This is a genomic window from Rathayibacter sp. PhB1 (assembly GCF_004362935.1).
Taxonomy (GTDB): domain Bacteria; phylum Actinomycetota; class Actinomycetes; order Actinomycetales; family Microbacteriaceae; genus Rathayibacter; species Rathayibacter festucae.
Map to the genome: position 1 here is coordinate 67,848 of NZ_SNYD01000009.1, position 22,894 is coordinate 90,741.

The following is a 22,894-nucleotide window of genomic DNA, read 5'->3' on the forward strand; positions in this document are numbered from 1 at the left end:
CGGCTACTCGACCAGCATGAACGTCGTCGCGCCCGTCAGGGCTGATGGGGCAGCGCGCGCAGCGCGGCCTCCATGCTGATCGAGTAGCGCGCACAGCGCGCGTATCGAGATCCACCATGACCGGGACTGCTGGTGAAAGCGGGTCTCGATACGCCGCTCCGCGGCTACTCGACCAGCATGCAAGGGCGCGCACAGCGCGCTGTGCCTCCGGGTCTCGATACGCCGCGTGCCGCGGCTACTCGACCAGCATGCAGCTCATGCTGATCGAGTAGCGCGCGCAGCGCGCGTATCGAGATCCCGGGAACGCAGAAGGGGCGCCCCGCCGCAGCGGGACGCCCCTTCCTCCGTGCTACTTCTTCAGGAACTCGAGGACGACGCGGTTCCACTCCTCGGCGTGGCTGACGTTGACGCCGTGCGGGGCGCCGGCGACGACGTGGAGCTCGGAGCCGGGGATCGCGGCGTGCGTGCGCGCACCGGAGCCCTCGAAGGGGACGGTGCCGTCGCCGTCGCCGTGGATGACGAGCGTCGGGACGGTGACCTTCGGCAGGTCCTCGCGGAAGTCGGTGCCGGCGAACGCGGCCATGCAGGCCAGCGCGGCGTGCTTGGACGACTGCTTCGCGAGCGCGAGCGCGTCCTGGCGCTGCGCCTCGGTGACCTTGAGCTCGCCGTTCACCGAGAAGAACTCGGTCGTGAACTGCTCGTAGAACGAGTCCTCGTCCTTGGTCAGGCCGGCGGTCATCTCGGCGGCGGCCGACTTCTCGAGCGGGCCGTCCGGGTTGTCGTCGGTCTTCATCAGGTACGGCGGCACGGCCGACGCGAAGACGACGCTGTGCAGGCGCTCGGTGCCGTACTTCGAGAAGTAGCGGGCGACCTCGCCGCCGCCCATCGAGAAGCCGACGAGGGTGACGTCCTGCAGGTCGAGCTCGGTGAGCAGCGTGTGCAGGTCCTCGGTGAGGGTGTCGTAGGTGTAGCCGGTGAGCGGCTTGTCGCTGCGGCCGAAGCCGCGGCGGTCGTAGGTGATGACGCGGAAGCCGGCCGCCGCGAACGCGGGGACCTGCTCGCTCCAGGACTCGCCCGAGAGGGGCCAGCCGTGGATCAGGACGACGGGGCGACCCGAGCCGCCGGTGTCGTCGACGTGGAGGTCCGTGTCCTTGAAGAGGCCGTGGTGGGCGGTGATCTCTGCCATGAGTCGTGCTCCTTCCGGCGCCGAGGATCGGCGTCATGCGTGGTTCGAAGGAGTGTGGCGCTGCGGATGGGGAGCGAGCCGTGAGGGGAGGGGCCCTTGACAGCCCCTCCCCGTGCTGGTTAGGAGAGCGCGTCGACCGCGGCGAGGATCGCCTCGGTCTCGGTGCGCGTCGTGTAGTCCACGTGCACGTCGGCGAAGCGGACCACGCCCTCGGCGTCGATCACCAGGACGGTCGGGAACGGGATCGCCGGGGTGTCGTCGGCGTTCGAGTCCTTCACCGCGAAGCCGAGCGCCGTGTGCGCCTCGATCGCCGCGTCGCTGGGGGCGGTGACGATGCCGAGCTCCGTGGCGAGCGCGTTGCCCGGATCGGTGACGACGGTGAAGCCGAGCTCGCCGCCCAGCGTGGCGGAGGCGTCGGGCGTCTCCGGGCTGACCGCGACGAAGGCGATGCCGCGGCTCGCCAGCTCGGGGGCGAGGGTCGCGTCGTAGTGGCGCAGCGTGATGTTGCAGTAGGGGCACCAGGCGCCGCGGTAGAAGACGAGCACGGCCGGGCCGTCGCCGAGGAGGGAGGAGAGCGCGACGCTCTCGCCGCCCTCGGTGACCACGGTCGCGCTCGGCAGCCGCTCCCCGGCCGCGACGGCTCCGGCGGGGACGCCGTTCTCGACGAGGTCGGCCTGCTCGCTCGCGAAGACCGTGGCGAGCTCGTCGCCGATCGTCTCGTTGAAGCCGGTGGTGAAGTCGGCGGTCTGCGCGCCGATCGTCGCGGTGGTCTGCTCGGTGGGCATCGTCGTCTCCGTCCGGGCGGCCGTGGATCGGACGCTCCGGCGCGATCGTAGGGACGCGGACTCGGAGCGGACCTGGGCGACGTCACGGTTCGTCATGAAGAGCCTCCCGGCGCAGACGAAGACGCCGCCCCGGACCGCGAGATCGCGACCGGGACGGCGTCCGTGCTCCCGTGCGGGAGCGGAGAGGCGCTGCTGCGGACTACTGGAATCCGCCGCCGCGGTCCTCCGGGTCCTCGACGGGGTCGGAGTCGGGGGCGTCGAGCGCGTAGGTCACGTGGACCGACTCGCCGACCTCCTTGGCCGAGACGGACGTGTAGACGAGGTGCGTCTCCTGGCCGTCGACGGCGGCGTAGACGTCGACCGACTTCTCGTAGCCCCCCTCGGTGCTGACACGGGTCTCGGTCTGGCCGTCGAACGGCCCGCCCTGGAAGAAGGCGAGGTAGCTCTCGCCCTCGGAGAGTTCGCGGATGTCGTTGCTCATGGGACAGGTCTACCACTCGGCGTCGGGCGTCCGCCGGGCGGCCCGTGTCCGCGGCTCCCGCCGGGCGGCGAGAACGTAGGATGACGGGGATGACGATCGGACGCCGCCTCTTCCTGTCGGGAGCCGCCTCGGGCGCCGGTCTCCTGGTCCTCGCGGGCTGCACTCCGCCGCGGCCGACCCCCACGCGCTCCGTCACCGAGGCCCCGGTGCCCACGCCCAGCACCACCGCCGTGCCGACGCCGGCCGCGTTCGTCCGCTCCGGCTGGGCCGAGGACCCGTACGCGCTCGGCGCCGTCTCCTACCTCGCGGTCGGAGCCACCCCCGAGCACCGCGACGACCTGGCCGGGAACGTGCTCGACCGCCTGTTCTTCGCCGGCGAGGCCACCGACTCCCAGGAGCCGGGCACCCTGCAGGGCGCCTGGAACTCCGGGGTCCGCGCGGCCGGCGAGATCGCCGCGATCGCCGAGGAGGGCGAGCGGATCGCGATCATCGGCGCCGGTCTCGCGGGCGCCGTCGCCGCCCGCCGCCTGCTCGACGCCGGCTACGACGTCGCGCTGGTGGAGGCGCGCGACCGCGTCGGCGGCCGCATCGCCACCAGCACCCCCGACGGCTGGCCGATCGCCGTCGACAGCGGCGCTTGGGCGCTCGTCGGCGCCGGCCCCGCACTGCGGGAGAGCGTCCTCGACGCCGGGATCACCACCTCCACCGTCGACCTCGCGACCGTCCTCTCCAGCACCGAGGACGGCGACCGGCCCGACGTCGGCGACACCGCCGCGAAGGCGCTCACCCGCGCGCTCGAGTGGGCGGCGGAGCAGCCCACCGACCTCCCGCTCGCCGACGCCTTCGCCGAATCCGGCGCTCCCGACCCGGCGGCCGTCGAGCCCGGCAGCGGGGACGGCGACGCCGCCCGCCTCGCCGCGTTCCTCGCGGGCGGCCCGGTGCTGCGCACGGGTGCCGCGCCCGCCGAGCTCTCCGCCTGGTACGGGCTGGGCGACGCCTCGGCCGCCAGCACCGCGGAGGACGTCGCCGACTCCTCCGACGAGGCCGCCGCGGTCCTCACCGACGGCCTGGCGCCCCTCGTCGAGACGCTGCTGACCGACGTCGAGATCTCGCTGCGCGCGGCCGTCAGCGGCATCGGCTACAGCGACACCGGCGCGAGCATCCGGCTCGCGACGGGGGAGTCGTTCACCGCCGACCGCGTCCTCGTCACGGTGCCGATCGGGGTGCTGCAGAGCGACGCGATCGCGTTCGATCCGCCGTTGCCGTTCGCGCACCGCACCGCGATCGCGGCGATCGGCTCCGGGGTCGTCGAGACGCTCTGGCTCCGCTTCGACGAGCCGTTCTGGGACACCGATCCGGCCCTGCCCGCGCGCTGGTCGCTGGTCGGCTCCGCGGCCGGGATCACGGAGTGGCTGAACCTCGAGCCGACCACCGGCGAGGCGGTGCTCGTCGGGCTCGTCGGCGCCGATCAGGCCCTGTCGCTGCAGTCGCTCAGCGACGACGAGCTGCTCGTGGTCGCGCAGTCGGCGCTCACGCCGTTCGCCGTCGCGGCCGGCTGAGCCGCTCCCGCAGCCGGGCGAGCGGGCCCCGCCACTCCGTCGCGCGCGCCGCACCGAGCGGCCGGACCCGGCTGAGCGCCAGCATGAAGGCGGCGATGCCCGAGATCAGGCCGAGCACGATCACGTCGTAGACCACGAACATCACCGGGCCGTCGACCTGGGCGGGGTCGAGGAAGAAGTAGGGGTACCAGCCGATCAGCGCGCCGCGCACCAGCGTGATCACACCCCAGACGATCGGGAAGCCGAGCACGGTGAGGGTGCCGCGCCAGGCGACGGGGCGGCGGCCGGGGGCGAGGAGCCAGTCGAGCAGCGCGAGCGTCGGGATGACGAAGTGCAGCAGCGCGCTCGACCACGGCACGTCGACGCGGACGCCGCGGTTGTTCGCCTCCACCGCGATCAGCCCGAAGACGATGCCGGAGACGACCATGTAGGTCAGGACCAGCGCGCGCAGGGTGCTGAGCCAGCGCGGCTCGCGCTCGCGGGCGAGGGCGACGATGCCGGAGAGGCCGAGGACGACGACGCCGGCCATGTTCGACTGCGTGGTGAAGTACGCGAAGAAGTTGTCGATCTGGAACAGCCGGAAGCCGAGGGTGTAGAGGAAGTCGCCGACGAGCCCGACGGCCCCCAGCCCCGCGAGCGCGAGACGGAGGATCGCGAACGCCTTCCGCACACCCGCTCCGATCCGTCGCCTCGACCAGCCCGGAGGGCCGGACGTCCGGACGATTCTACGGTCGCCGCGCTCCGAGCTCCCCGGGCGGGGGCCGTGCGGGGGGCGTCCGGTACCGCCGGAGCGAGGTGCGCACGGGATACCGTGCACTATGCCGTTCACGCCGAGCCACGCCGTCGTCGCTCTGGCGTTCACGAACAGCCGCATTCCCGCCGCGGCGGTCGCGATCGGCGCGATGGCCCCGGACATCGGCCTCTACCTGCCGCTGCGCTGGGCGCGGGACGCGACGCACTCGATGCTCGGCATCGTGACGGTCGACCTCGCGGTCGGCGCCGTCGGCCTCGTGCTCTGGCTGGTGCTGCTCCAGCCCGCCTGGCGCGACCTCGCGCCGTGGATCGTCCGGGTGCGCCTGCGACCGCCGGCGGTGCCGCCGCGCACGGCGCGCGCCCGGACGACGGCGATCGTCCTGGCGGTGGTCGGGCTCGTGATCGGCTCGGCGTCGCACGTGCTCTGGGACGCCTTCACCCACGACGGCGGCCCGTTCGTGGCGGCCCTGCCCTTCCTCCGCGACGAGTTCGGCCCGTTCCCGGGCTACAAGTGGGCGCAGTACGGGAGCGGGGTGCTCGGCCTCGTCGGGCTCGGGATCGGCGCCGTCGTCTGGTACGTCGCCCGCCGCCCGCACCCCGTCGCCCTCGACCACCGCGGCCCCGCGCGGGTCGCCGCGTGGACGGCCGTCCTCGCCGCGGCGGTCGTGCCGGCCGGCGTGGTGCTCTCGGGCTCGGGGCTCGATCCGTTCGAGGAGGCGTACCGCTCCTACGTCGTCGACGCTGCCGTCCTCGTGGTGGTCTGGACGACCGCCGCCCTGCTCGCGGTGGCCGTGCTCTGGCACCTCGCGCTCGGCGTCGCACCACGCCAGGGGGCTGACGCGGATCCGTCGTGAGGAGGATGCGCGGGTGCATAGCCCGCCGATAGCGTCGATGACGGCCCGTTGGGGCGGGCCGCCTTCGGGGGAAGGCACAAGGGGAAATCGAGGGCCCGCGGCGAGTCGCCGCGGGCCCTCTACCTGTCTGCGGACGTGGCTTTGTACGATCGCGCCGCTTCAACGGCACATGCTGGTCGAGTAGCCCCGCCAGGGGCGTATCGAGACCCACCGTCCTCAGGAGGGTGGGTCTGCAGACTCGACTTCTGGCGCTGGTGGATCTCGATGCGCCCGCTGCGCGGGCTACTCGATCAGCATGGGGCGGCAGCGGCAGTCGATGGTCCAGCCGCGAGCCGCGGCTCGCGTCCGCCCACTGCATGCTGGTCGAGTAGCCCCGCCAGGGGCGTATCGAGACCCGGCGTCCTCAGCAGGGCGGGTCTGCAGACTCCTGTTCTGGAGCTGGTGGATCTCGATACGCCCGCTGCGCGGGCTACTCGATCAGCATGAGGCGGGAGCGGCAGCCGACGGACCGGCCGCGAGCCGTTGCTCGCGTCCGCCCCGGCGTCGCCGGCGGGCGGCGGGCTAGCGGCGCTTGCCGCCGCCCTTGCCGGCGGGCTTCTTCGGGCGGGTGGCCGCGGCGGTGCGCGAGCCGCTGCGCGGAGCGCCCTCGCCGGCCGCGCCCTTGGGCAGGACGGAGGCGGGCGGGATGGGCCGGCGGGTGACGGGGCGCACGGGCTCGCCGCGGCGGGACTGGCCGGGGATCGGGCGCGAGCGGCGGCCGTAGATCAACTCGGAGGAGTCGAGCAGCCACGGCACCAGCGCGACGGTGACGCCGTGCACGAGCAGCAGCTTCTGGCGGATCCGGCGCGACTTGTGGTTGTGGAGGAAGCCCTCCCACCAGTGCCCGACGATGTACTGCGGCATGTAGACGGTGATGATCTCGGAGCCGTGCTCGAGGCGGTGCGCCTTGATGTACTTGATCAGCGGGTACGAGATGTCGCGGTACGGCGAGGCGATGCAGCGCAGCGGGACCTCGATGTCCATCCGCGCCCAGTCGGCCTTGAGCTGCGCGGTCTGCGCGTCGTCGATCGACGAGTGCACCGCCTCCAGCGACTCGTGCCGCGCGGCGATGGCGTAGTCGAGCGCCTTGAGGGTCGGCTTGTTCATCCGGCCGACGAGGACGACGGCGTGGTCGCCGTTGGCGCCGAAGGTCGTGGTCGGGTCGACCTCGATCTCCTTCTCCACGTCGCGGTAGTAGCGGTAGACGCCCGCCATCAGCACGCCGAGGATCGGCATCACCAGGTAGACGAGCCAGGCGCCGTGGGTGAACTTCGTGATCGTGACGACCACGAGCACGGCGAAGGTGAGCGTGGCGCCGAAGAGGTTGATCGCGAGGCTCGTCTTGACGGTGCGCGAGCCCTCGCCGTTCTTGATCATCCGGATCCAGTGCTTCACCATGCCGGACTGCCCGAGGGTGAAGGAGACGAAGACGCCGATGATGTAGAGCTGCACGAGGCTCGTCAGCGAGGCCTGGTAGACGAGCAGGATGATCGCCGCGACGAGCGCCAGGATGATGACGCCGTTGGAGTAGATGAGGCGGTCGCCGCGGGTGTTCAGCGACTTGGGCGCGTAGCCGTCGCGGGCGAGGACCGAGCCCAGAAGCGGGAAGCCGTTGAACGCCGTGTTGGCCGCGAGCAGCAGGACGGCGGCGGTCGCGGCCTGGATCACGAAGAAGAGGATCGTGTTGTTGCCGAAGGTGGCGGCCGCGACCTGCGCGATCACGGAGCGCTGAGGCGTCGTCGCGCAGTCGGTGAAGCCGACGAGGTGGCAGGCGTTCTCGGCGTAGTGCACGTTCGCGAGCAGGGCGAGGGCGGTGAGGCCGACGAAGAGGACGATGGCGATCGTGCCCATCGCGACGAGGGTGCGCTGCGCGTTCTTGACCTTGGGGACGCGGAAGGCGGGCACGCCGTTCGAGATCGCCTCGACGCCGGTGAGCGCGGCGCAGCCGCTGGCGAAGGAGCGCAGCAGCAGCAGGACGATCGCGGCCTGGGTGAGCTGCTCGCCCTGCACCGTGTAGCCGGCCGACTCCGCGATCGGGGCGTCGCCGAAGGCCGCGCGGCCGAGGCCGACGACGACCATCACGAAGACGCTCGCGACGAAGAGGTAGGTGGGGACGGCGAAGGCCTTGCTCGACTCCGAGACGCCGCGGAGGTTCACGGCGGCCAGGAGGATCACGAAGAGGATCGCGAGCTCGACCCGGAGCGGCGCCAGCGCGGGGATCGCGGAGATGATGTTGTCGACGCCGGAGGCGACCGAGACGGCGACGGTGAGCACGTAGTCGACCAGGAGGGCCGCGGCGACCGTCAGCCCGGCGGTCTCGCCGAGGTTGGTGCGGGCGACCTCGTAGTCGCCGCCGCCCGAGGGGTAGGCCTTGATCAGCTGGCGGTAGCTGAGGACGACGACGACCAGCAGCACCACGACGCAGCCGGCGACCCAGGGCGCGAAGGTGAGGAAGGAGAGGCCGCCGAGCAGCAGGATCATCAGCAGCTCCTGCGGCGCGTAGGCCACGGAGGAGAGCGGGTCGCTCGCGAAGATCGGGAGGGCGAGCCGCTTCTGCAGGAGCTGGCCCTCGAGCTTGTCGCTGGAGAGCGGTTCGCCGATGAAGAAGTGCTTCGCGGTGCGGAGCTCGTTGGCATCGGTGTCGTCCGCACCGGTGGGGGACGCCTTCGCGCCCGAAGGGGGGCCCTCGTGTGTCACGAGCGACGACACTACTCCGTGGCCGGGGGCAGTCAAGCCGCCGGGACGCCCGCCGCGAGAGGGCTGAACCCGCGCTGTGACCGGGCATTTCCGCAGCTGTCGGGCAAGCGGTTCCAACGAGGTCCCCATCTGTGGGACAGGGGGTCAAATCACCCTCGAACTGGGGTCACCCTCGACGCTGTGAAATCGCCTGAAGTCTGTTGAAGTCGAAGACAGGTCACTCCGATGGGGGGAGCCGATGGGTTCCGCCCGTCGACGCTCGGAGGGGCCTGCACCGTTCCGCCGCCTCCCGGCCTCTGACCCGAGCCCCGCTGCAGCGGCGCGGGCGCTCGCTCGGAGTGCCTGCGTCGACCCGCCCGCACCACGACAGGTCGGCCGAGACGCCGACAGAATCGACGGAACCCGTGTCCACTTCCCGCACCGCCGCGCCGCCGGCCCGCTCGCGCCTCTGGCGCGCAGCCGGCCTGGCCACCGCGCTCGCCGTGACCGCCGGCATCGCCCTCGCCGGCTCCGCCCCCGCCCAGGCCGCCACGACCGGCCAGTACCTCGTGTCCGTCGACTCGAGCTCGATCTCGGAGCAGGTCGTCCGCGCGCTCGGCGTCGCCGACGACGTGCAGTTCGAGGGCGGCGTCGCGGGCTTCACCGCTCCGCTCACCGAGCGCCAGAAGGCGGTCCTCGAGGCCGACTCGCGCGTCCTCGGCATCACCCCCGCCGACCAGGTCGTCGACGGCCAGGCTCAGACCACCCCGTCGCACGTGCTCACCGCGGAGGCCGACAAGGCCCCGGTGCGCGCCGGCGACGGAGTGACGAACTACAGCGGTCCGGCCGTCGCGGTCATCGACTCCGGCGTCAGCTCGCACCCCGACTACAACCTGAAGGAGCAGATCAACTGCTTCGGCTCGGGCACCGCCGCCGACGCCAACGGCCACGGCACCGGCGTCTCCGGCTACATGGCCGCGCTGGACAACGGCTCCGGCTCGGTCGGCGTCGCGCCCGGCGCTCCGATCTACTCGGTCCGCGCGCTCGACGCGAACAACCGCGGCAACACGGGCACCCTGATGTGCGCCCTCGACTGGGTGTCCGCGAACGCGGCGAAGTACAACATCAAGGTCGTCAACATGTCGCTCGCCACCTACGGCACCGACGACGGCAACTGCGGCCGCTCGAACGGCGACGTGATCCACCAGGCGATCTGCGACCTCGAGGCCAAGGGCATCGTCTCCGTCGGCTCCGCGGGCAACACCTCCGAGGACCTCGCGGGCTGGATCCCGGCCGCCTACGACGAGGTGCTCGCCGTGACCAACATGGCCAACTACGACGGCAAGCCCGGCGGACTCGGCACGGCGCCCTGCGGCGTCCAGACCAAGGACGACGCGGTCTCGACCAACAGCAACTTCGCAGTCACGGCCGCCGACCAGAAGCACACCATCGCCGCCCCCGGCATGTGCCCGTACACCACCAAGAAGGGCGGGTCGTACGCCTACATCCAGTCGGGCACCAGCATGGCGGCCGCCGGCACCAGCGGCGTCGTCCTCGACTGCATGAGCTCCGGTGGCTCCTGCGCGGGCAAGAGCCCGGCGCAGGTCCGCGCCCAGGTCATCGCGCAGGCGAAGGCGGCGACCGAGCGCGGCCGCACCTTCCAGGGCGACCCGACCCGCCCCGTCGCCGGCCGCTACTTCGGCTACGCGGTGAGCACGATCCCCGTCGGCACCGTTCCGACGCCGGACCCGACGCCGACCGCGACGCCGACCCCCACGGCCACGCCCACCGCGACCCCGACAGCGACGCCCACGTCGACCCCGAAGCCGACGGCCACGCCCACGTCGACTCCGAAGCCGACTGCCACGCCGACGCCGACCGCGACGCCGACCACCCCGCCGGCGGCCGACACGCAGAAGCCGACGGTGAGCATCACTTCGCCCGCGACCAACACCACGGTCGTCGGCTCGATCCGCCTCGTGGCCTCCGCCAGCGACAACGTCGGAGTGACGGCCGTCGCGTTCTACGCGTCCGGCACGAAGCTCGGCAACGGCGTGAAGCAGTCGGACGGGACGTGGGCCCTGACCGCGAGCTCGTCGGCCTACCCGAACGGCGCCTACCAGGTGACGGCCAAGGCTCAGGACAAGGCCGGCAACGTGACCACCAGCTCGGCGATCACGCTCCGCGTCGCGAACTGAGTCCGCGCACTGTATGAGGGGGTCCCGCCTGACGGCGGGGCCCCTTCGTCGTTCCCGGGGCGTCCCTGCTGATCGAACGGCCCGCAGGGCGGCGGCCACTTGCTGATCGAACGGCCCGCAGGGCGGCGCCCCCTTGCTGATCGAACAGCCCGTAGCACGGCGCACCCATGCTGATCGAGTAGCCCGCGGAGCGGGCGTATCGAGATCCAGCGTCCGTACGGTGGTGGGTCTCGATACGCCGCTGCGCGGCTACTCGACCAGCATGCAAGGGGCGTCGCGCGAAAACCGGATCCGTGAACGGCTTCCCGCGGAGGAGAGGCGCGCGGCAGGGCCGCGTCCATGCTGATCGAGTAGCCCGCAGGGCGTATCGAGATCCACCATGGTCAGGACGCGAGTCTGCAGACCCGCCCCGCTGACGGTGGTGGGTCTCGATACGCCCCTCCGGGGCTACTCGACCAGCATGAGTGGGTGCGCCCGCCGCTGGGTGTCAGGGGTGGGTGGCTGCGCCGATCAGGCGGGTGAGGGCGTCGCGGACGGCGGTGAGCTCGTCGAGGGGGAGATCGAGGCGCTCGACGATCTGCGGGGGGACCTGGAGCGCGCGCTCGCGGAGGGCGGCTCCGGACGGGGTGAGCGCGACGTCGAGGCGGCGCTCGTCCTCGGTGCTGCGGGCGCGCGTGACGCAGCCGGCCGACTCGAGGCGCTTCACCAGCGGGCTGAGGGTGGCCGGCTCGAGGTGCAGGGCGGCGCCGAGGTCGGCGAGCGAGCGCGGGGCGCGCTCCCAGAGCGCGAGCATCACCAGGTACTGCGGGTGGGTGAGCCCGAGCGGCTCCAGCACGGGCCGGTAGAGGCCGATGACGGTGCGGGCGGCCACGGCGAGCGAGAAGCAGACCTGGTTCTGCAGGGCGAGCGGATCGGTGTCCACCGGATCGGTCTCCACGGATTCGTCCTCCACGGATTCGTCCTCCCTTTCCCGTCGCACACTGATCATTAGTACACTAAGCATATGGCCAAGCCGACCCGCTCCCTCTACCAGCGCTTCAACGCGCGGCTCTTCCCCTGGCTCGGTCCGCCGCCGCTCGGGCCCTACGACCAGCCCGAGCCCGAGGCTCCCGCCGGCCGCGCCTGCCCGCTCTGCGGCCGTCTGATGTCGGAGCACGTGATCGACCGCAGCGGCCCGCGCACGCAGCTGTACTGCCCCGGCACGGATCCCGCCGCGGACCCCGGCACCGCCGCCTGACGTCCCGATCGGCCCCTCCGGCGTCGCACGTCCCCTTTCGGGGGCCACGGGGTCGCGCCGCCGGGGGCGGATGATGAGCGCATGTCCCGTCTGCGCTCCGACTCCGCCCGTGCCGTCCAGTTCTCCCGCTTCGGCGGCGTGGACGTGCTCGAGATCGCCGACATCGCGCGGCCCCAGCCCGGGCCGGGGGAGGTGCTGGTCGAGGTCCTCGCGGCCGGCGTGAACCACATGGAGGCGTTCATCCGGCGCGGGATGTTCGACTCCGACCACTCCGCGGCCTTCCCGATGCGCCAGGGCACCGACTTCTCCGGCATCGTCGTCGGCCTCGGCGAGGGCGTGAGCGACCTCAAGCTCCGCAGCGACGTCGTCGGCCACGCGCTGGTCGGCTCGCACGCCACCCACATCGTCGTCCCGCGGGAGAACCTGGTCGCCAAGCCCGCCTCGGTGAGCTGGGAGGTCGGCGGCGCGCTGTTCCTCGCCGGCGTCACCGCCTGGCGCGCGATCGAGGCCACCCACATCGGGCCGGACGACACCGTGGTCGTCTCGGCGGCGGCGGGCGGCGTGGGCAGCATGGAGATCCAGCTCGCGAAGCTGCGCGGCGCGACCGTCCTCGGCACCTGCGGCGAGCGCAACTTCGACTACCTCCGCCAGATCGGCGTGAAGCCGATCGTCTACGGCGACGGCATCGCCGACCGCATCCGCGCCGCGGCGCCGAACGGCGTGACCGTCTTCCTCGACAACTTCGGCGGCGACAACGCGGCGCTGGCCGAGGAGCTCGGGATCGAGCCGGCCCGCTTCCACTCCAGCGACGACCGCAAGGAGATCGAGCTGCGTGCCGTCTGGCCCGACGCCGAGACCGCGCGGCGCGACACCGAGATCCTCGGCGAGCTGGTCGCGCTGGTCCGCGACCAGAAGCTGCGGGTGCTGGTCTCCGGCTTCTACCCCTACGGCTTCGTCCAGGACGCGTTCGACGACCTCGAGAAGCGGCACTCGCGCGGCAAGATCGTGCTCGGCATGAACCCGGTCGACGCGGGGCGCGTGACCAAGGCCCGCGACATCCACGAGGCCGGTGCCTAGCGTCGGCCCTCGGGCCTAGGCTCGGCTCTCGGGAGGGAGCCGCGTGGAGGAACCGGTCGTCGCCATCATCTGGATCGTCTCGTTCGTGGTCGTCACCGTGCTGGTGACGGGGCTCTCGGGCAAGGCGGGCTGGTCGGCACCCGTGGCGCTGGTCGCCGTCGGCGCGCTGGCCTCCTTCGTCCCCGGGATCCCCGAGGTGGTGGTCGAGCCGGACGTCGTTCTCTACGGGATCCTGCCGCCGCTGCTCTACGCGGCGGCGATCCGCACCTCGGTGCTGGACGTCCGCGCCCGCGGCGACAGCATCCTGCTGCTCTCGGTCGGGCTCGTGGTCTTCACGGTGCTGGTGGTCGGCTCGGTCGCCTGGGCGGTGGTGCCCGCGATCTCGATCGCCGCGGCCCTGGCCTTCGGCGCGATCGTGGCGCCGACCGACGCCGTGGCGGTGACCGCGATCGCGGGGCGGCTGCGGCTGCCGCGGCGGATGCTGACGGTGCTGGAGGGCGAGAGCCTGCTCAACGACGCGACCGCGCTGGTGGCGCTGAACGCGTCGCTGCTCGCGATCGTCAGCACCGTGACGCCCGGCGGGATCGCGCTCGACTTCGTGCTGGCCGTCGTGGTCGGGGCGGGGGTCGGCATCCTGGTCGCGGTCGTCCTCGGCTTCGTGCGCAAGCAGGTGTCCTCCTCGGTGCTCGACACGAGCCTCTCGCTGGTGACGCCCTACGTCGCGTTCATCCCGGCGCAGCTCCTGCACGGCTCGGGGGTGCTCGCGGTCGTGGTCGCGGGGCTGTTCCTCGGCTTCCGGGCGCCGGTCATCCAGTCGGCGCAGGCGCGGATCGCGGAGTCGCTGAACTGGCGCACCATCCAGTTCCTGCTCGAGAACGCCGTCTTCCTCTTCATCGGGCTGAGCCTGTCCTCGGTGGTCGCGGCGACCGCCGACTCCGACATCGGCGTCTGGCAGGGCATCGGCATCAGCGCCGCGCTGCTCGGGGCGCTGATCGGCAGCCGGGTGCTCTGGATGTGCCTGACCACCGTCCTGTTCCGGCACGGACCGCGGCGGCTGCAGCAGCGCGGCTGGACCTGGCCGACGGCGCTCGGGGTGTCCGTCGCCGGGATCCGCGGCGTCGTCACGCTCGCGGCGGCGTTCCTGCTGCCGGAGGAGACACCGCAGCGGGCGTTCCTGCAGTTCCTGGCGTTCGTGGTGGTCGCGGGGACGCTGGTCGAGGGGCTCGCGCTGCCGCGGGTGGTGCGGCTGCTCAAGCTGCCGGCGCCGAACGAGCAGCAGGAGCACGTCGAGAAGCAGATGCTGCTGGCGGAGGCGCAGTCGGCCGGTCTGGCGCGGCTCGACCAGGAGCCGCAGGACGGCGTCGAGGAGCGGGTGCTCGACCGGCTGCGGCGGAACGCGGTGTTCCTCGCGGACGCGCTGGAGAACCCGCCGGAGGGGGAGGGTGCGGAGCCGCTGACCCACTCCTACAACCGGCTGCGGCGCGTGATGATCGCGGCCGAGCGCGAGGCGGTGCTGAAGGCGCGCGCCGAGGGCCGCTACCAGGAGCCGGCGGTGCGCAGCGCGCTGGCGTTCCTCGACGTCGAGGAGGAGGCGCTGGCGGTGGGGCGGCAGTAGGCGGCCTGCCTCGGCCGCCTGGAGCGAGCGGTGAAAATCCTATAGGATCGACGGGTCCGGCCGGAGGGCCGGCGCACTCGATGATGAGGAGCCGACGAGCATGACCCGTCTCTGGAACGAACCCGCCGACTTCGCCGACGACATGGTCGACGGCTTCGTCCGCGCCAACGGCCGCTGGGTCCGCAAGGTGGTCGGCGGCGTCTCCCGCTCGACCCGCTCCGAGGAGCCCGAGGTCGCGGTGGTCATCGGCGGTGGCTCCGGCCACTACCCGGCCTTCGCCGGACTGGTCGGTCCCGGCCTCGCGCACGGCGCCGCGATGGGCAACCTCTTCGCCTCGCCCTCGGCGCACCAGGTCGAGTCGGTGATCCGCGCGAGCGAGCAGGGCCGCGGCGTGCTGCTCAGCTACGGCAACTACGCCGGCGACGTGCTGCACTTCACCGCCGCGCAGGACGCGGTGCGGGCCGACGGCATCGACTGCCGCACCGTCACCGTCACCGACGACATCTTCAGCGCGAAGCCGGAGGAGGCGCACAAGCGCCGCGGCATCGCCGGCGACCTCACCGTCTTCAAGGTGGCCGGGGCCGCCGCCGCCGCGGGCTACGCGATCGACGACGTGGAGCGGGTGGCCGTGCTCGGCAACGCGCGCACCCGCTCGCTCGGCGTCGCCTTCACCGGCTGCACGCTGCCCGGGGCCGACGAGCCGCTGTTCTCGGTGCCCGAGGGCCGGATGGCGGTCGGGCTGGGCATCCACGGCGAGCCCGGGATCGACGAGGTCGACATCCCGAGCGCCGCGGAGCTGGCCGAGCTGTTCGTCACGCACCTGCTCGCCGACGCCGAGATCCCCGAGGGCGTGAGCGTCGACGGCGCCCGCGTGGTGCCGGTGCTGAACGGCCTCGGCTCGGTGAAGAGCGAGGAGCTGTTCGTCGTCTTCAGCACGATCGCCGACCTGCTCGAGGCGCGCGGGATCACCCTCGTCGACCCGCAGGTGGGCGAGTTCTGCACCAGCTTCGACATGGCCGGCGTCTCGCTGACGCTGTTCTGGGTCGACGAGGAGCTCGAGACGCTCTGGACGGCGCCGAGCGATACCCCGGCCTTCCGCACCGGGGCGGTCGACGGCGGCGCGCTCGTGGCCGTGACCGCGACGCAGGCCGAGGAGGTCGCCGCCGAGGTCGGCGAGGCCTCGGAGGAGTCGCGCGCCGCGGCGGCACGGCTGTCGGACGCGATCGCGGCGATCCGCGACGTGATCGACGCGAACGCCGACGAGCTCGGCCGCCTGGACTCGATCGCGGGCGACGGCGACCACGGCATCGGCATGCAGCGCGGGGCACGGGCGGCCGCGCAGGAGGCCGCCGACGTGCTCGAGCGCGGGGCGGGCGCGCAGACGCTGCTCACCCGGGCCGGCGACGCCTGGTCGGACCGCGCGGGCGGGACGTCCGGAGCGCTGTGGGGCGTCATCCTCCGCAGCGTCGGCGAGGCGCTCGGCGACGACCGCGCCGTGAGCGCGCGCGAGGTGAGCGCGGGAGTGACCGCCGCCTCCGACGCCGTGCGCGGCTACGGGAAGGCGAGCGTCGGCGACAAGACGATGGTGGACGCGCTGGTGCCGTTCGCCGAGACGCTGGCGGAACGGGCCGAGGTGGGCGACGCGCTCGCGGACGCGTGGGGCGCCGCCGCGGTAGCTGCTCGCACGGCCGCCGACGCCACGTCCGATCTGATGCCCGGGCTCGGCCGCGCGCGCTCGCACGGCGAGAAGTCGCTCGGCACGCCCGACCCCGGCGCGATCTCGTTCGCGCTGATCGTCGAGGCGATCGCGCCGCAGCTCGGTGCCGCCTCCGGCGCCGCACCGTCCACGGACGCACCGTCCACAACCGAAGGAGAGAGCGCATGAGCACCACCTGGAGGATCGTCGTCGGATCCGACGACGCCGGCTACGACTACAAGGAGATCCTGAAGCGGGATCTCGAGGCCGACGACCGGGTGGCCTCGGTCGTCGACGTCGGCGTGGACGCGGAGTCGCACACGCCCTACCCGAGCGTCGCGATCGCGGCGGCCGAGCTGGTCGCGCGCGGCGAGGCCGACCGGGCGCTGCTGATCTGCGGCACCGGCCTCGGCGTCGCCATCGCGGCGAACAAGGTCGAGGGGATCCGCGCCGTGACGGCGCACGACTCCTTCTCGGTGGAGCGCGGCGTGCTCTCGAACGACGCGCAGGTGCTCTGCATGGGGCAGCGCGTCGTCGGCATCGAGGTCGCCCGTCGGAACGTGCGGGAGTGGCTCGGCTACGTCTTCGACGAGTCGAGCGCCTCGGCCGCGAAGGTGGAGGAGATCGTCGCGTACGAGCGCTCGGGAGCGACTGCGTAAGCTGAGCCGACCGCTGTGCCGAGCGCCCCGAACCGGGTGATCCGCGGCGCGCCCCTTCCGCACCGACCCGCGAGGCTGTGATGACCGACGCCGTGTTCCGCCTGACCGGCGCGGAGTCGATCGAGCGGCGGGGCCTGCGCGACCACGTCTACGAGCGCGTGCTCGACGTGCTGCTCGGCCCGGACATCGAGCCGGGCATGCGCCTGTCCATCGACGCGGTGGCGCGCGAGCTCGGCGTCTCGCCGACGCCGGTGCGCGAGGCGCTCGTGCAGCTGGAGCGGACTGGCCTCGTCACCCGGGTGGCCAACAAGGGCTACCGGGTGGCGCCGCCGCTCGCCGACGACCAGCTCGATGCGCTCTTCGACGCGCGGCTGGTGCTCGAGAGCGGCGCGGCGGCGCTCGCGTCGGCGCACGAGGCGGCGCTGGTGCCGCGGCTGCAGGAGGCGCTCGCCGCGCACGAGGCGATGACCGCCGTCGTGCGCGCGGCCTCCACCGAGGGCGAGCTGCCGGTGGCGCTGCTGCGCGAGTACTTCGCGGTGGACTGGAACTTCCACCACCTGATCTTCGAGGGCACGCACAACCCGTTCCTGATCGACATGTCCGAGGCGATCTCCACGCGCGTGCACCGGATGCGCCAGACCGTGCAGACCGGCGTCAGCGACGCGGACGACGCCGTGCTGGAGCACCGGGCGATCGTCGACGCGTTCGCGGCCGGCCCGGAGGCGGCGGCGGCGGCGATGCGCGTGCACATCGAGCGGGTGCGCGAGCGCTCGCGCCGCGACTCCGTCCGCTGACGCTGCGGCTGCCGCGTGGGCTGAACTCCCGCTCGCGGAATCGGCCCGGGCTCGTGGAATCGGGTGGTTCCCGCGTGCCGGAGGTCGTTCCGCGTGCCGGAGGTGGCCGGACGGTGCGCTGTCAGGGCGAGAGGTGTGCGCGGATGCCGCGACCCATGCTGGTCGAGTAGCCGCGGAGCGGCGTATGGAGACCCGGCGTCTGCAGGGGGTGGATCTCGATACGCCCGCTGCGCGGGCTACTCGATCAGCATGGACCGCGCACCGCGCGGGCTGTTCGGTCGGCAGGGGGACCGGCCGTCGGCCGGGCTGTCCGATATGCAGGCGATGAGCCGACTCATGCCGGTCGAGTAGCCGCGGAGCGGCGTACCGAGACCCGAAGTCCTGCAGAACGGTGGATCTCGATACGCCCGCGACGCGGGCTACTCGATCAGCAGGGGACCGGCCGTCGGCCGGGCTGTCCGATATGCAGGCGATGAGCCCACTCATGCTGGTCGAGTAGCCGCGGAGCGGCGTATCGAGACCGACCCTCCTGCAGAACGGTGGATCTTGCTACGCCCGCTGTGCGGGCTGCTCGATCAGCCGGAGGGCGGGACGGCGAAGGGCCCGGCCACGGGTGCGGTCGGGCCCTTCACGGTGGCGGCGGGTCAGTGGCCCGCCTGGACGCTCGTGGTCTCGAGCAGCTCGTCCGCCTTGGAGCCGCGGAAGAACTTCGTGCAGAACATCATGGCGGCGGCGAGGAAGGCGAAGACGCCGAGGGAGACGACTCCCCACACGCCGCTGTCGGTGGGGACGGCCTCGTTGAAGCCGTTGCGCATCAGCGGGGCGACGAAGCCGCCCAGGTTGCCGAGCGAGTTGATCAGGCCGATGCCGGCCGCGGCCGCCGCTCCGGTGAGGAACGCGGTCGGGTAGGCCCAGGTGATCGGTCCGACGGAGAGGAAGCTCGCCACCGCGAGGGTGATGAACAGCAGGCCGAGGATCGGCTGGCCGGCCGATCCCGCCCAGGCCGAGCCGAAGATCGACAGGCCGGTGAAGATGTAGAACAGGGCGCCCCAGGAGCGGCGGCGGCGGATCGTGTTCGCGTGCTGGCCGACGTAGTAGCAGGCGAACAGCCCGACGAGCCACGGGATGGCCGAGACGAGGCCGACCTGGAAGCCGACGTCCTGCCCGATCAGGTTCGCGACCTGCTGCGGGAGGTAGAACGTCGTGCCGTAGACCGCGATCTGCAGGCAGAAGTAGATGATCGTGAAGTACCAGACCTTCCAGCTGGCCATCGCCTTCCAGATGCCGGTCGGGCCGTCGGCCTGGCGCACGGTGTCCTCGCGCTCCATCGCCGCCGTCAAGGAGTCCTTCTCGCCCTGCGTCAGCCACTTCGCCTTCTGCGGATGGTTCGTCAGGAACTTCAGCGCCGCTATGCCGGCGAGCACCGCGAGCACGCCCTCGGTGAAGAACATCACCTGCCAGCCCTCCCACGGGGTGATCTGGTTGCCGACGCTGATCAGGCCGCCGCTGAGCGGGGCGCCGAGCATCTGCGAGAAGGGCTGCGCCAGGTAGAAGATCGCGAACATCTGCACGCGCACCTTGTTGGGGAACCACTCCGACAGGAACATGATCACGCCGGGGAAGAGCCCGGCCTCGGTCACGCCGAGCAGGAAGCGCAGGACGATGAACATCGTGTCGCCGGTGGTGAAGGCGAACGCCGCGGCGACGATGCCCCAGGTGACCGCGATGCGGGCCAGCCAGAACCGCGCGCCGAAGCGCTTGAGCAGCAGGTTGCTCGGGATCTCGAAGATCGCGTAGCCGATGAAGAAGATGCCGGCGCCGAGCGCGAACGCACCGTCCGAGATGCCCCGGTCGACCGAGAGCGCCTCCTCGGCGAAGCCGACATTGGTGCGGTCGAGGAACGCGACGAAGTAGAGGATGACGAGCATCGGCATCAGATGCCGCGACGCCTTCGAGATGGCGGATTTCAGCGCGGGATCACGGGTGGATCCGAGGGCTGGGGACGAGGTGGTCAAGGCGCTCTCCTTTGAGTCGGCCGAATGCGGTGAGGGGTGGGAGGGGTCAGGAGCCGAGCGCGGGCAGGATCTGCGCCATGCCGACGGCGACGAGGATCACGCCGACGCCGAGGAAGATCCAGCGGCCGAGCGACCAGGTTCCGGTGAGCTTGTTCATGGGGTGTCCGTTCGAGTCGGGGCGAGAAGGGATCGGGAATCAGTGCATGTAGAGGCCGCCGTCGACGTTCAGGGTCTGACCCGTCACGAAGCCGGCGTCCTCGCTGATGAGGTACGCGATCGCCGCGGCGATGTCGCGGGGCGTGCCGATGCGCGGGAGCACGCCGTCGGCGGCCATGGCCGTCTTGCGCTCCTCGGTGAGGGTGCCGCCCATGATGTCGGTGTCGATCGGGCCGGGGGAGATCGCGTTGACGGTGATCCCCTGCCCGCCGAGCTCGCGGGCGACGCTGCGGGTGAAGCCGATCACGCCGGCCTTGGCCGCGGAGTAGGCGGTCTTGCTGAAGGTGCCGCCGCCGCGCTGCGCGGAGACGGAGGAGAGGCTGACGACGCGGCCGACGCCGCGGGTGACCATCGACTCCACCGCGCGGCGAGTGCTGAAGTGCACGCCGTTGAGGTTGACGTCGAGGACCCGCTGCCACTCCTCCGGAGTGACCTCGAGGTACGAGACGGGGGAGGCGATCCCGGCCAGGTTCACCAGCGCCACGACCGGCGGGAGGGCGGCCTCGAGCGCGTCGAAGGCGGCGCGGACCTGCGCGTCGTCGGCGACGTTCGCGCCGGCTCCCGCGGCCTGGACGCCGTGCTGCTCGGCGATCTCGGCGGCCACCTCCTGCGCGGCCTCGGCATGGAGGTCGATGACGCCGACGTTCCAGCCGAGCTCGGCGAGGTGGTGGGCGGAGTAGCGGCCGATGCCGCGCGGGGACGCGGCGCCGGTGAGGACGACGGTCCGGGACTCGGGGAATACGGTCATGAGGGTGCTCCTTCTCGGTCGGCGCGTCAGGCGATCGGCGCGGGGCCGAGCTCGTCCATCAGCTTCTTGATGGCGACGTAGGCGCGGTTGCGGTACGCGATCAGTTCGGCGGTGCGCTCGGCGGGCACGTCGAGGTAGCCGGCGCCGGACTTGGTGCCGAACTTGCCGGCGTCGACCAGCGCGGCCAGCGACTCCGGGGTGGTGAAGCGCTCGGGCCAGCGGGTCTGCAGCGAGGCGTAGCAGAAGGCGTAGACGTCGAGGCCGGCCATGTCGGCGATCGCGAACGGGCCGAAGACGGGGAGGCGGAAGCCGAAGGTGGTGCGGACGATCGTGTCGATGTCCTCGGGGGTGGCGATGCCCTCCTCGACGATCTGCGTCGCCTCGTGGAAGAGCGCGTACTGCAGGCGGTTGAGCACGAAGCCGGTGGAGTCCTTGACCCGCGCGGTCTCCTTGCCGGTCGCGGCGACGATCTCCTCGGCCAGGGCGATCGCGCTCTCGGCGGTGCCCTCGTGCGGGATCAGCTCGACGCCGGGGATGAACGGCGCCGGGTTGGAGAAGTGCACGCCGAGGAAGCGCTCGGGGTTCGTCACGGCCTCGGCCAGCGAGCCGATCAGGATGGTCGAGGTGTTCGAGCCGATCACGGCGTCGGGACGCGCGGCGGCGCTGATCCGGCGGAGGGTCTCGTGCTTGATCTCGATCTTCTCGGGCACGGCCTCCTCGACGAAGTCGGCGGTCGCGACGGCCTCCTCGATCGAGGCGGCGGGGGAGAGGTTCTGCCGGATGCGCTCGACCGCGTCCTCGGGGAAGAGGCCGTCGGCGACGAACTGCGCGGTCTCGGTGAGCAGTCGCTCGTAGTTGCTGCGGGCGATCTCCTCGGAGATGTCGGCGATGACGACGGTGGCGCCGGAGAGCGCGAGGACCTGGGCCATGCCTCCGCCCATGTAGCCGGAGCCGACGACGGCGATGGTGCGCGCGGTCGGGGTGGTGGTGCCGGTGGTGTCGCTCATGTCTGTCGTTCCTTACTGCGAGGCCCGGGCCGCGCGGGGCAGCAGCGAGCGGATGTAGGTCTGGTTGGTCGAGCACATGCCGAGGCTGTCGCCGCCGTAGTGCTCGGCGAGGAGGATGCCGCGGAAGCCGCCCTCCACCGCGTCGCGCAGGACCTGGCGGTAGTTGATGAGACCGGCCTCCATGGTCGAGGGGACCGAGGTGGCCCAGGAGCCGTCGGCCGACTCGTCGCGGGTGTAGTTCTTCACGTGCATGTAGTTGGCGTAGGGGAGCGTCTTCGCGAACAGCTCGCGCCAGTCCTCGACGGGGCGGTGCAGGCGGATCAGGTTCGCGACGTCGGGGTTGAGGCCGACGTTGTCGAGGCCCACCTCCTCGACGAAGCGGACGGCGCTGTCGGCGGTGCCGAGGTAGGTGTCCTCGTAGAGCTCGAGTGCGAGCGGGAGGCCCACGTCGGCGGCGTGGTTCCCGAGCTCGCGGATGCGGCTGACGGCGGCGTTCCAGACGTCGGGGTCGTCGGGGTCCTTGGGGCCCTCAGCGGTCCAGAACCAGAGGGCGCGCTTCTGCGCGGCGCTGAACGGCTGGTGCAGTCCGGTCGAGAAGACCTGCATGCCCCACTCGGCGGCCGCGTCGATGGTGCGGTGCGCGTAGGCGAGGTTCTTCTCCTCGTGCCCGGGCATGATCACGCTCTGGCGCTGCAGGTGCACGGAGGGGATGCCGATGCCGTGCGACTTCGCGATGCTGAGGAACTCGTCGCGGCGCGACGGCTCGAGGTCCGCCGGGCGGACGTGGCTGTCGGCCAGCTCGGCGAGGGTGAAGCCGACCTGCTCGACCTGGGCGAACATGTCGTCCCAGACCTCGGGGGCCGCGTCGTGCAGGGCGACGCCGTCGCGGCCGACGGGCGGGATGCCGTGCAGGCAGGTGGCGATCGGCCAGGTCTCGGCGGTCCAGCTGTCGGGGTTCCAGTCGACGCCGTCCCAGGACTGCGCCCCCTGGAAGTTCGGCGCCCCCTGGACGGTCCGCGCGGGTGTGCTCTCGCTCATCAGTGCTCCATTGCGCTCGATGCGACCGGCGTTGGTCGCACAAAAGATCCTATAGGAAATATAGTCCCGGAGCGGCGGAGCGCAAGGGGCGGGTGGTGGCGCGGCCGGTGGACCGCCACTCCGGCTACCTCCGGCACGCGGAAACCGCTCCGGCACGCCAATACCGTTCGATTCCGCGAGCCCAGGCCGGAACCGCGAGCCGAGGATTCGCCCGGCTGCCTCCGGCACGCAAAAATCCGTCCGGCACGTCGAAACCGTTCA

The 22,894-nt window shown here is 72.1% G+C and carries 19 protein-coding genes; 9 read left to right on the forward strand and 10 right to left on the reverse strand.

Features of this window, described 5'->3' with window-relative positions; translation table 11 throughout:
* Window positions 1–349: 349 nt before the first annotated feature.
* The 3 genes from EDF17_RS18315 to EDF17_RS18325 form a co-directional block, all read right to left on the reverse strand.
* Entirely contained in the window at window positions 350–1,186 is an 837-nt protein-coding gene (locus EDF17_RS18315) for an alpha/beta hydrolase (RefSeq protein WP_123448076.1), read from the reverse strand.
* 119 nt (window positions 1,187–1,305) lie between these two features.
* Window positions 1,306–1,971, reverse strand: coding sequence for a peroxiredoxin-like family protein (locus tag EDF17_RS18320; RefSeq protein ID WP_123448077.1), 666 nt, complete (start codon window positions 1,969–1,971; stop codon window positions 1,306–1,308).
* A 199-nt stretch (window positions 1,972–2,170) separates the two neighbouring features.
* Window positions 2,171–2,452 carry an oligoribonuclease gene (locus tag EDF17_RS18325; RefSeq protein WP_123448078.1) on the reverse strand — a complete coding sequence of 94 codons (282 nt, stop codon included), beginning with the start codon at window positions 2,450–2,452 and terminating at the stop codon, window positions 2,171–2,173.
* Between the two features lie 89 nt (window positions 2,453–2,541).
* Here EDF17_RS18325 and EDF17_RS18330 point away from each other — a divergent pair, with 89 nt between their 5' ends.
* A complete protein-coding gene (locus tag EDF17_RS18330) occupies window positions 2,542–4,011 on the forward strand; it encodes an NAD(P)/FAD-dependent oxidoreductase (protein ID WP_123448079.1) in 1,470 nt (489 codons plus the stop codon).
* Here EDF17_RS18330 and EDF17_RS18335 read toward each other — a convergent pair.
* Window positions 3,983–4,681, reverse strand: a complete 699-nt coding sequence (locus EDF17_RS18335) for a Pr6Pr family membrane protein (RefSeq protein WP_123448080.1) — start codon at window positions 4,679–4,681, stop codon at window positions 3,983–3,985. The two genes, EDF17_RS18330 and EDF17_RS18335, sit on opposite strands and share 29 nt — an antisense overlap.
* A 148-nt stretch (window positions 4,682–4,829) precedes the next feature.
* On the opposite strand from EDF17_RS18335, the gene EDF17_RS18340 reads away from it, so the two are divergent.
* Window positions 4,830–5,618, forward strand: coding sequence for a DUF4184 family protein (locus EDF17_RS18340; RefSeq protein ID WP_123448081.1), 789 nt, complete (start codon window positions 4,830–4,832; stop codon window positions 5,616–5,618).
* Window positions 5,619–6,179: 561 nt separating this feature from the next.
* Here the strand turns inward: EDF17_RS18340 and EDF17_RS18345 are convergent.
* Window positions 6,180–8,258: an APC family permease gene (locus tag EDF17_RS18345; RefSeq protein ID WP_243588079.1), complete on the reverse strand. Its 2,079-nt coding sequence runs from the start codon at window positions 8,256–8,258 to the stop codon at window positions 6,180–6,182.
* Window positions 8,259–8,758: 500 nt separating this feature from the next.
* On the opposite strand from EDF17_RS18345, the gene EDF17_RS18350 reads away from it, so the two are divergent.
* A complete protein-coding gene (locus EDF17_RS18350) occupies window positions 8,759–10,531 on the forward strand; it encodes an Ig-like domain-containing protein (protein ID WP_123448083.1) in 1,773 nt (590 codons plus the stop codon).
* Between the two features lie 487 nt (window positions 10,532–11,018).
* Here the strand turns inward: EDF17_RS18350 and EDF17_RS18355 are convergent, their stop codons facing one another.
* Window positions 11,019–11,483, reverse strand: coding sequence for a MarR family transcriptional regulator (locus EDF17_RS18355; RefSeq protein WP_243732968.1), 465 nt, complete (start codon window positions 11,481–11,483; stop codon window positions 11,019–11,021).
* Window positions 11,484–11,534: 51 nt separating this feature from the next.
* Here EDF17_RS18355 and EDF17_RS18360 point away from each other — a divergent pair, with 51 nt between their 5' ends.
* From EDF17_RS18360 to EDF17_RS18385, 6 genes are all read left to right on the forward strand, one after another.
* Window positions 11,535–11,768 carry a hypothetical protein gene (locus tag EDF17_RS18360; protein ID WP_123448084.1) on the forward strand — a complete coding sequence of 78 codons (234 nt, stop codon included), beginning with the start codon at window positions 11,535–11,537 and terminating at the stop codon, window positions 11,766–11,768.
* Between the two features lie 81 nt (window positions 11,769–11,849).
* Entirely contained in the window at window positions 11,850–12,845 is a 996-nt protein-coding gene (locus tag EDF17_RS18365; protein WP_123448085.1) for an NADP-dependent oxidoreductase, read from the forward strand.
* A gap of 43 nt (window positions 12,846–12,888) precedes the next feature.
* Window positions 12,889–14,460: a cation:proton antiporter gene (locus EDF17_RS18370; RefSeq protein ID WP_123448086.1), complete on the forward strand. Its 1,572-nt coding sequence runs from the start codon at window positions 12,889–12,891 to the stop codon at window positions 14,458–14,460.
* A gap of 100 nt (window positions 14,461–14,560) precedes the next feature.
* Entirely contained in the window at window positions 14,561–16,345 is a 1,785-nt protein-coding gene (locus EDF17_RS18375; RefSeq protein WP_123448087.1) for a dihydroxyacetone kinase family protein, read from the forward strand.
* On the forward strand, window positions 16,342–16,815 hold the full coding sequence (locus EDF17_RS18380; protein ID WP_123448088.1) for a ribose-5-phosphate isomerase: 474 nt from the start codon (window positions 16,342–16,344) through the stop codon (window positions 16,813–16,815). The genes EDF17_RS18375 and EDF17_RS18380 overlap by 4 nt, the downstream gene beginning before the upstream one ends.
* Before the next feature lie 80 nt (window positions 16,816–16,895).
* Window positions 16,896–17,609: a GntR family transcriptional regulator gene (locus tag EDF17_RS18385; RefSeq protein ID WP_123448089.1), complete on the forward strand. Its 714-nt coding sequence runs from the start codon at window positions 16,896–16,898 to the stop codon at window positions 17,607–17,609.
* Window positions 17,610–18,253: 644 nt separating this feature from the next.
* Here EDF17_RS18385 and EDF17_RS18390 read toward each other — a convergent pair.
* The 4 genes from EDF17_RS18390 to EDF17_RS18405 form a co-directional block, all read right to left on the reverse strand.
* Complete coding sequence (locus EDF17_RS18390; protein ID WP_243732969.1) at window positions 18,254–19,624, reverse strand: MFS transporter; 1,371 nt, start codon at window positions 19,622–19,624, stop codon at window positions 18,254–18,256.
* 196 nt (window positions 19,625–19,820) lie between these two features.
* A complete protein-coding gene (locus EDF17_RS18395) occupies window positions 19,821–20,588 on the reverse strand; it encodes an SDR family oxidoreductase (protein ID WP_123448091.1) in 768 nt (255 codons plus the stop codon).
* A gap of 26 nt (window positions 20,589–20,614) precedes the next feature.
* Window positions 20,615–21,595, reverse strand: a complete 981-nt coding sequence (locus EDF17_RS18400; RefSeq protein WP_123448092.1) for a 3-hydroxyacyl-CoA dehydrogenase family protein — start codon at window positions 21,593–21,595, stop codon at window positions 20,615–20,617.
* Between the two features lie 12 nt (window positions 21,596–21,607).
* Window positions 21,608–22,633 (reverse strand): sugar phosphate isomerase/epimerase family protein, encoded by a 1,026-nt coding sequence (locus EDF17_RS18405; RefSeq protein ID WP_123448093.1) that lies wholly within the window; start codon window positions 22,631–22,633, stop codon window positions 21,608–21,610.
* Window positions 22,634–22,894 lie beyond the last annotated feature (261 nt).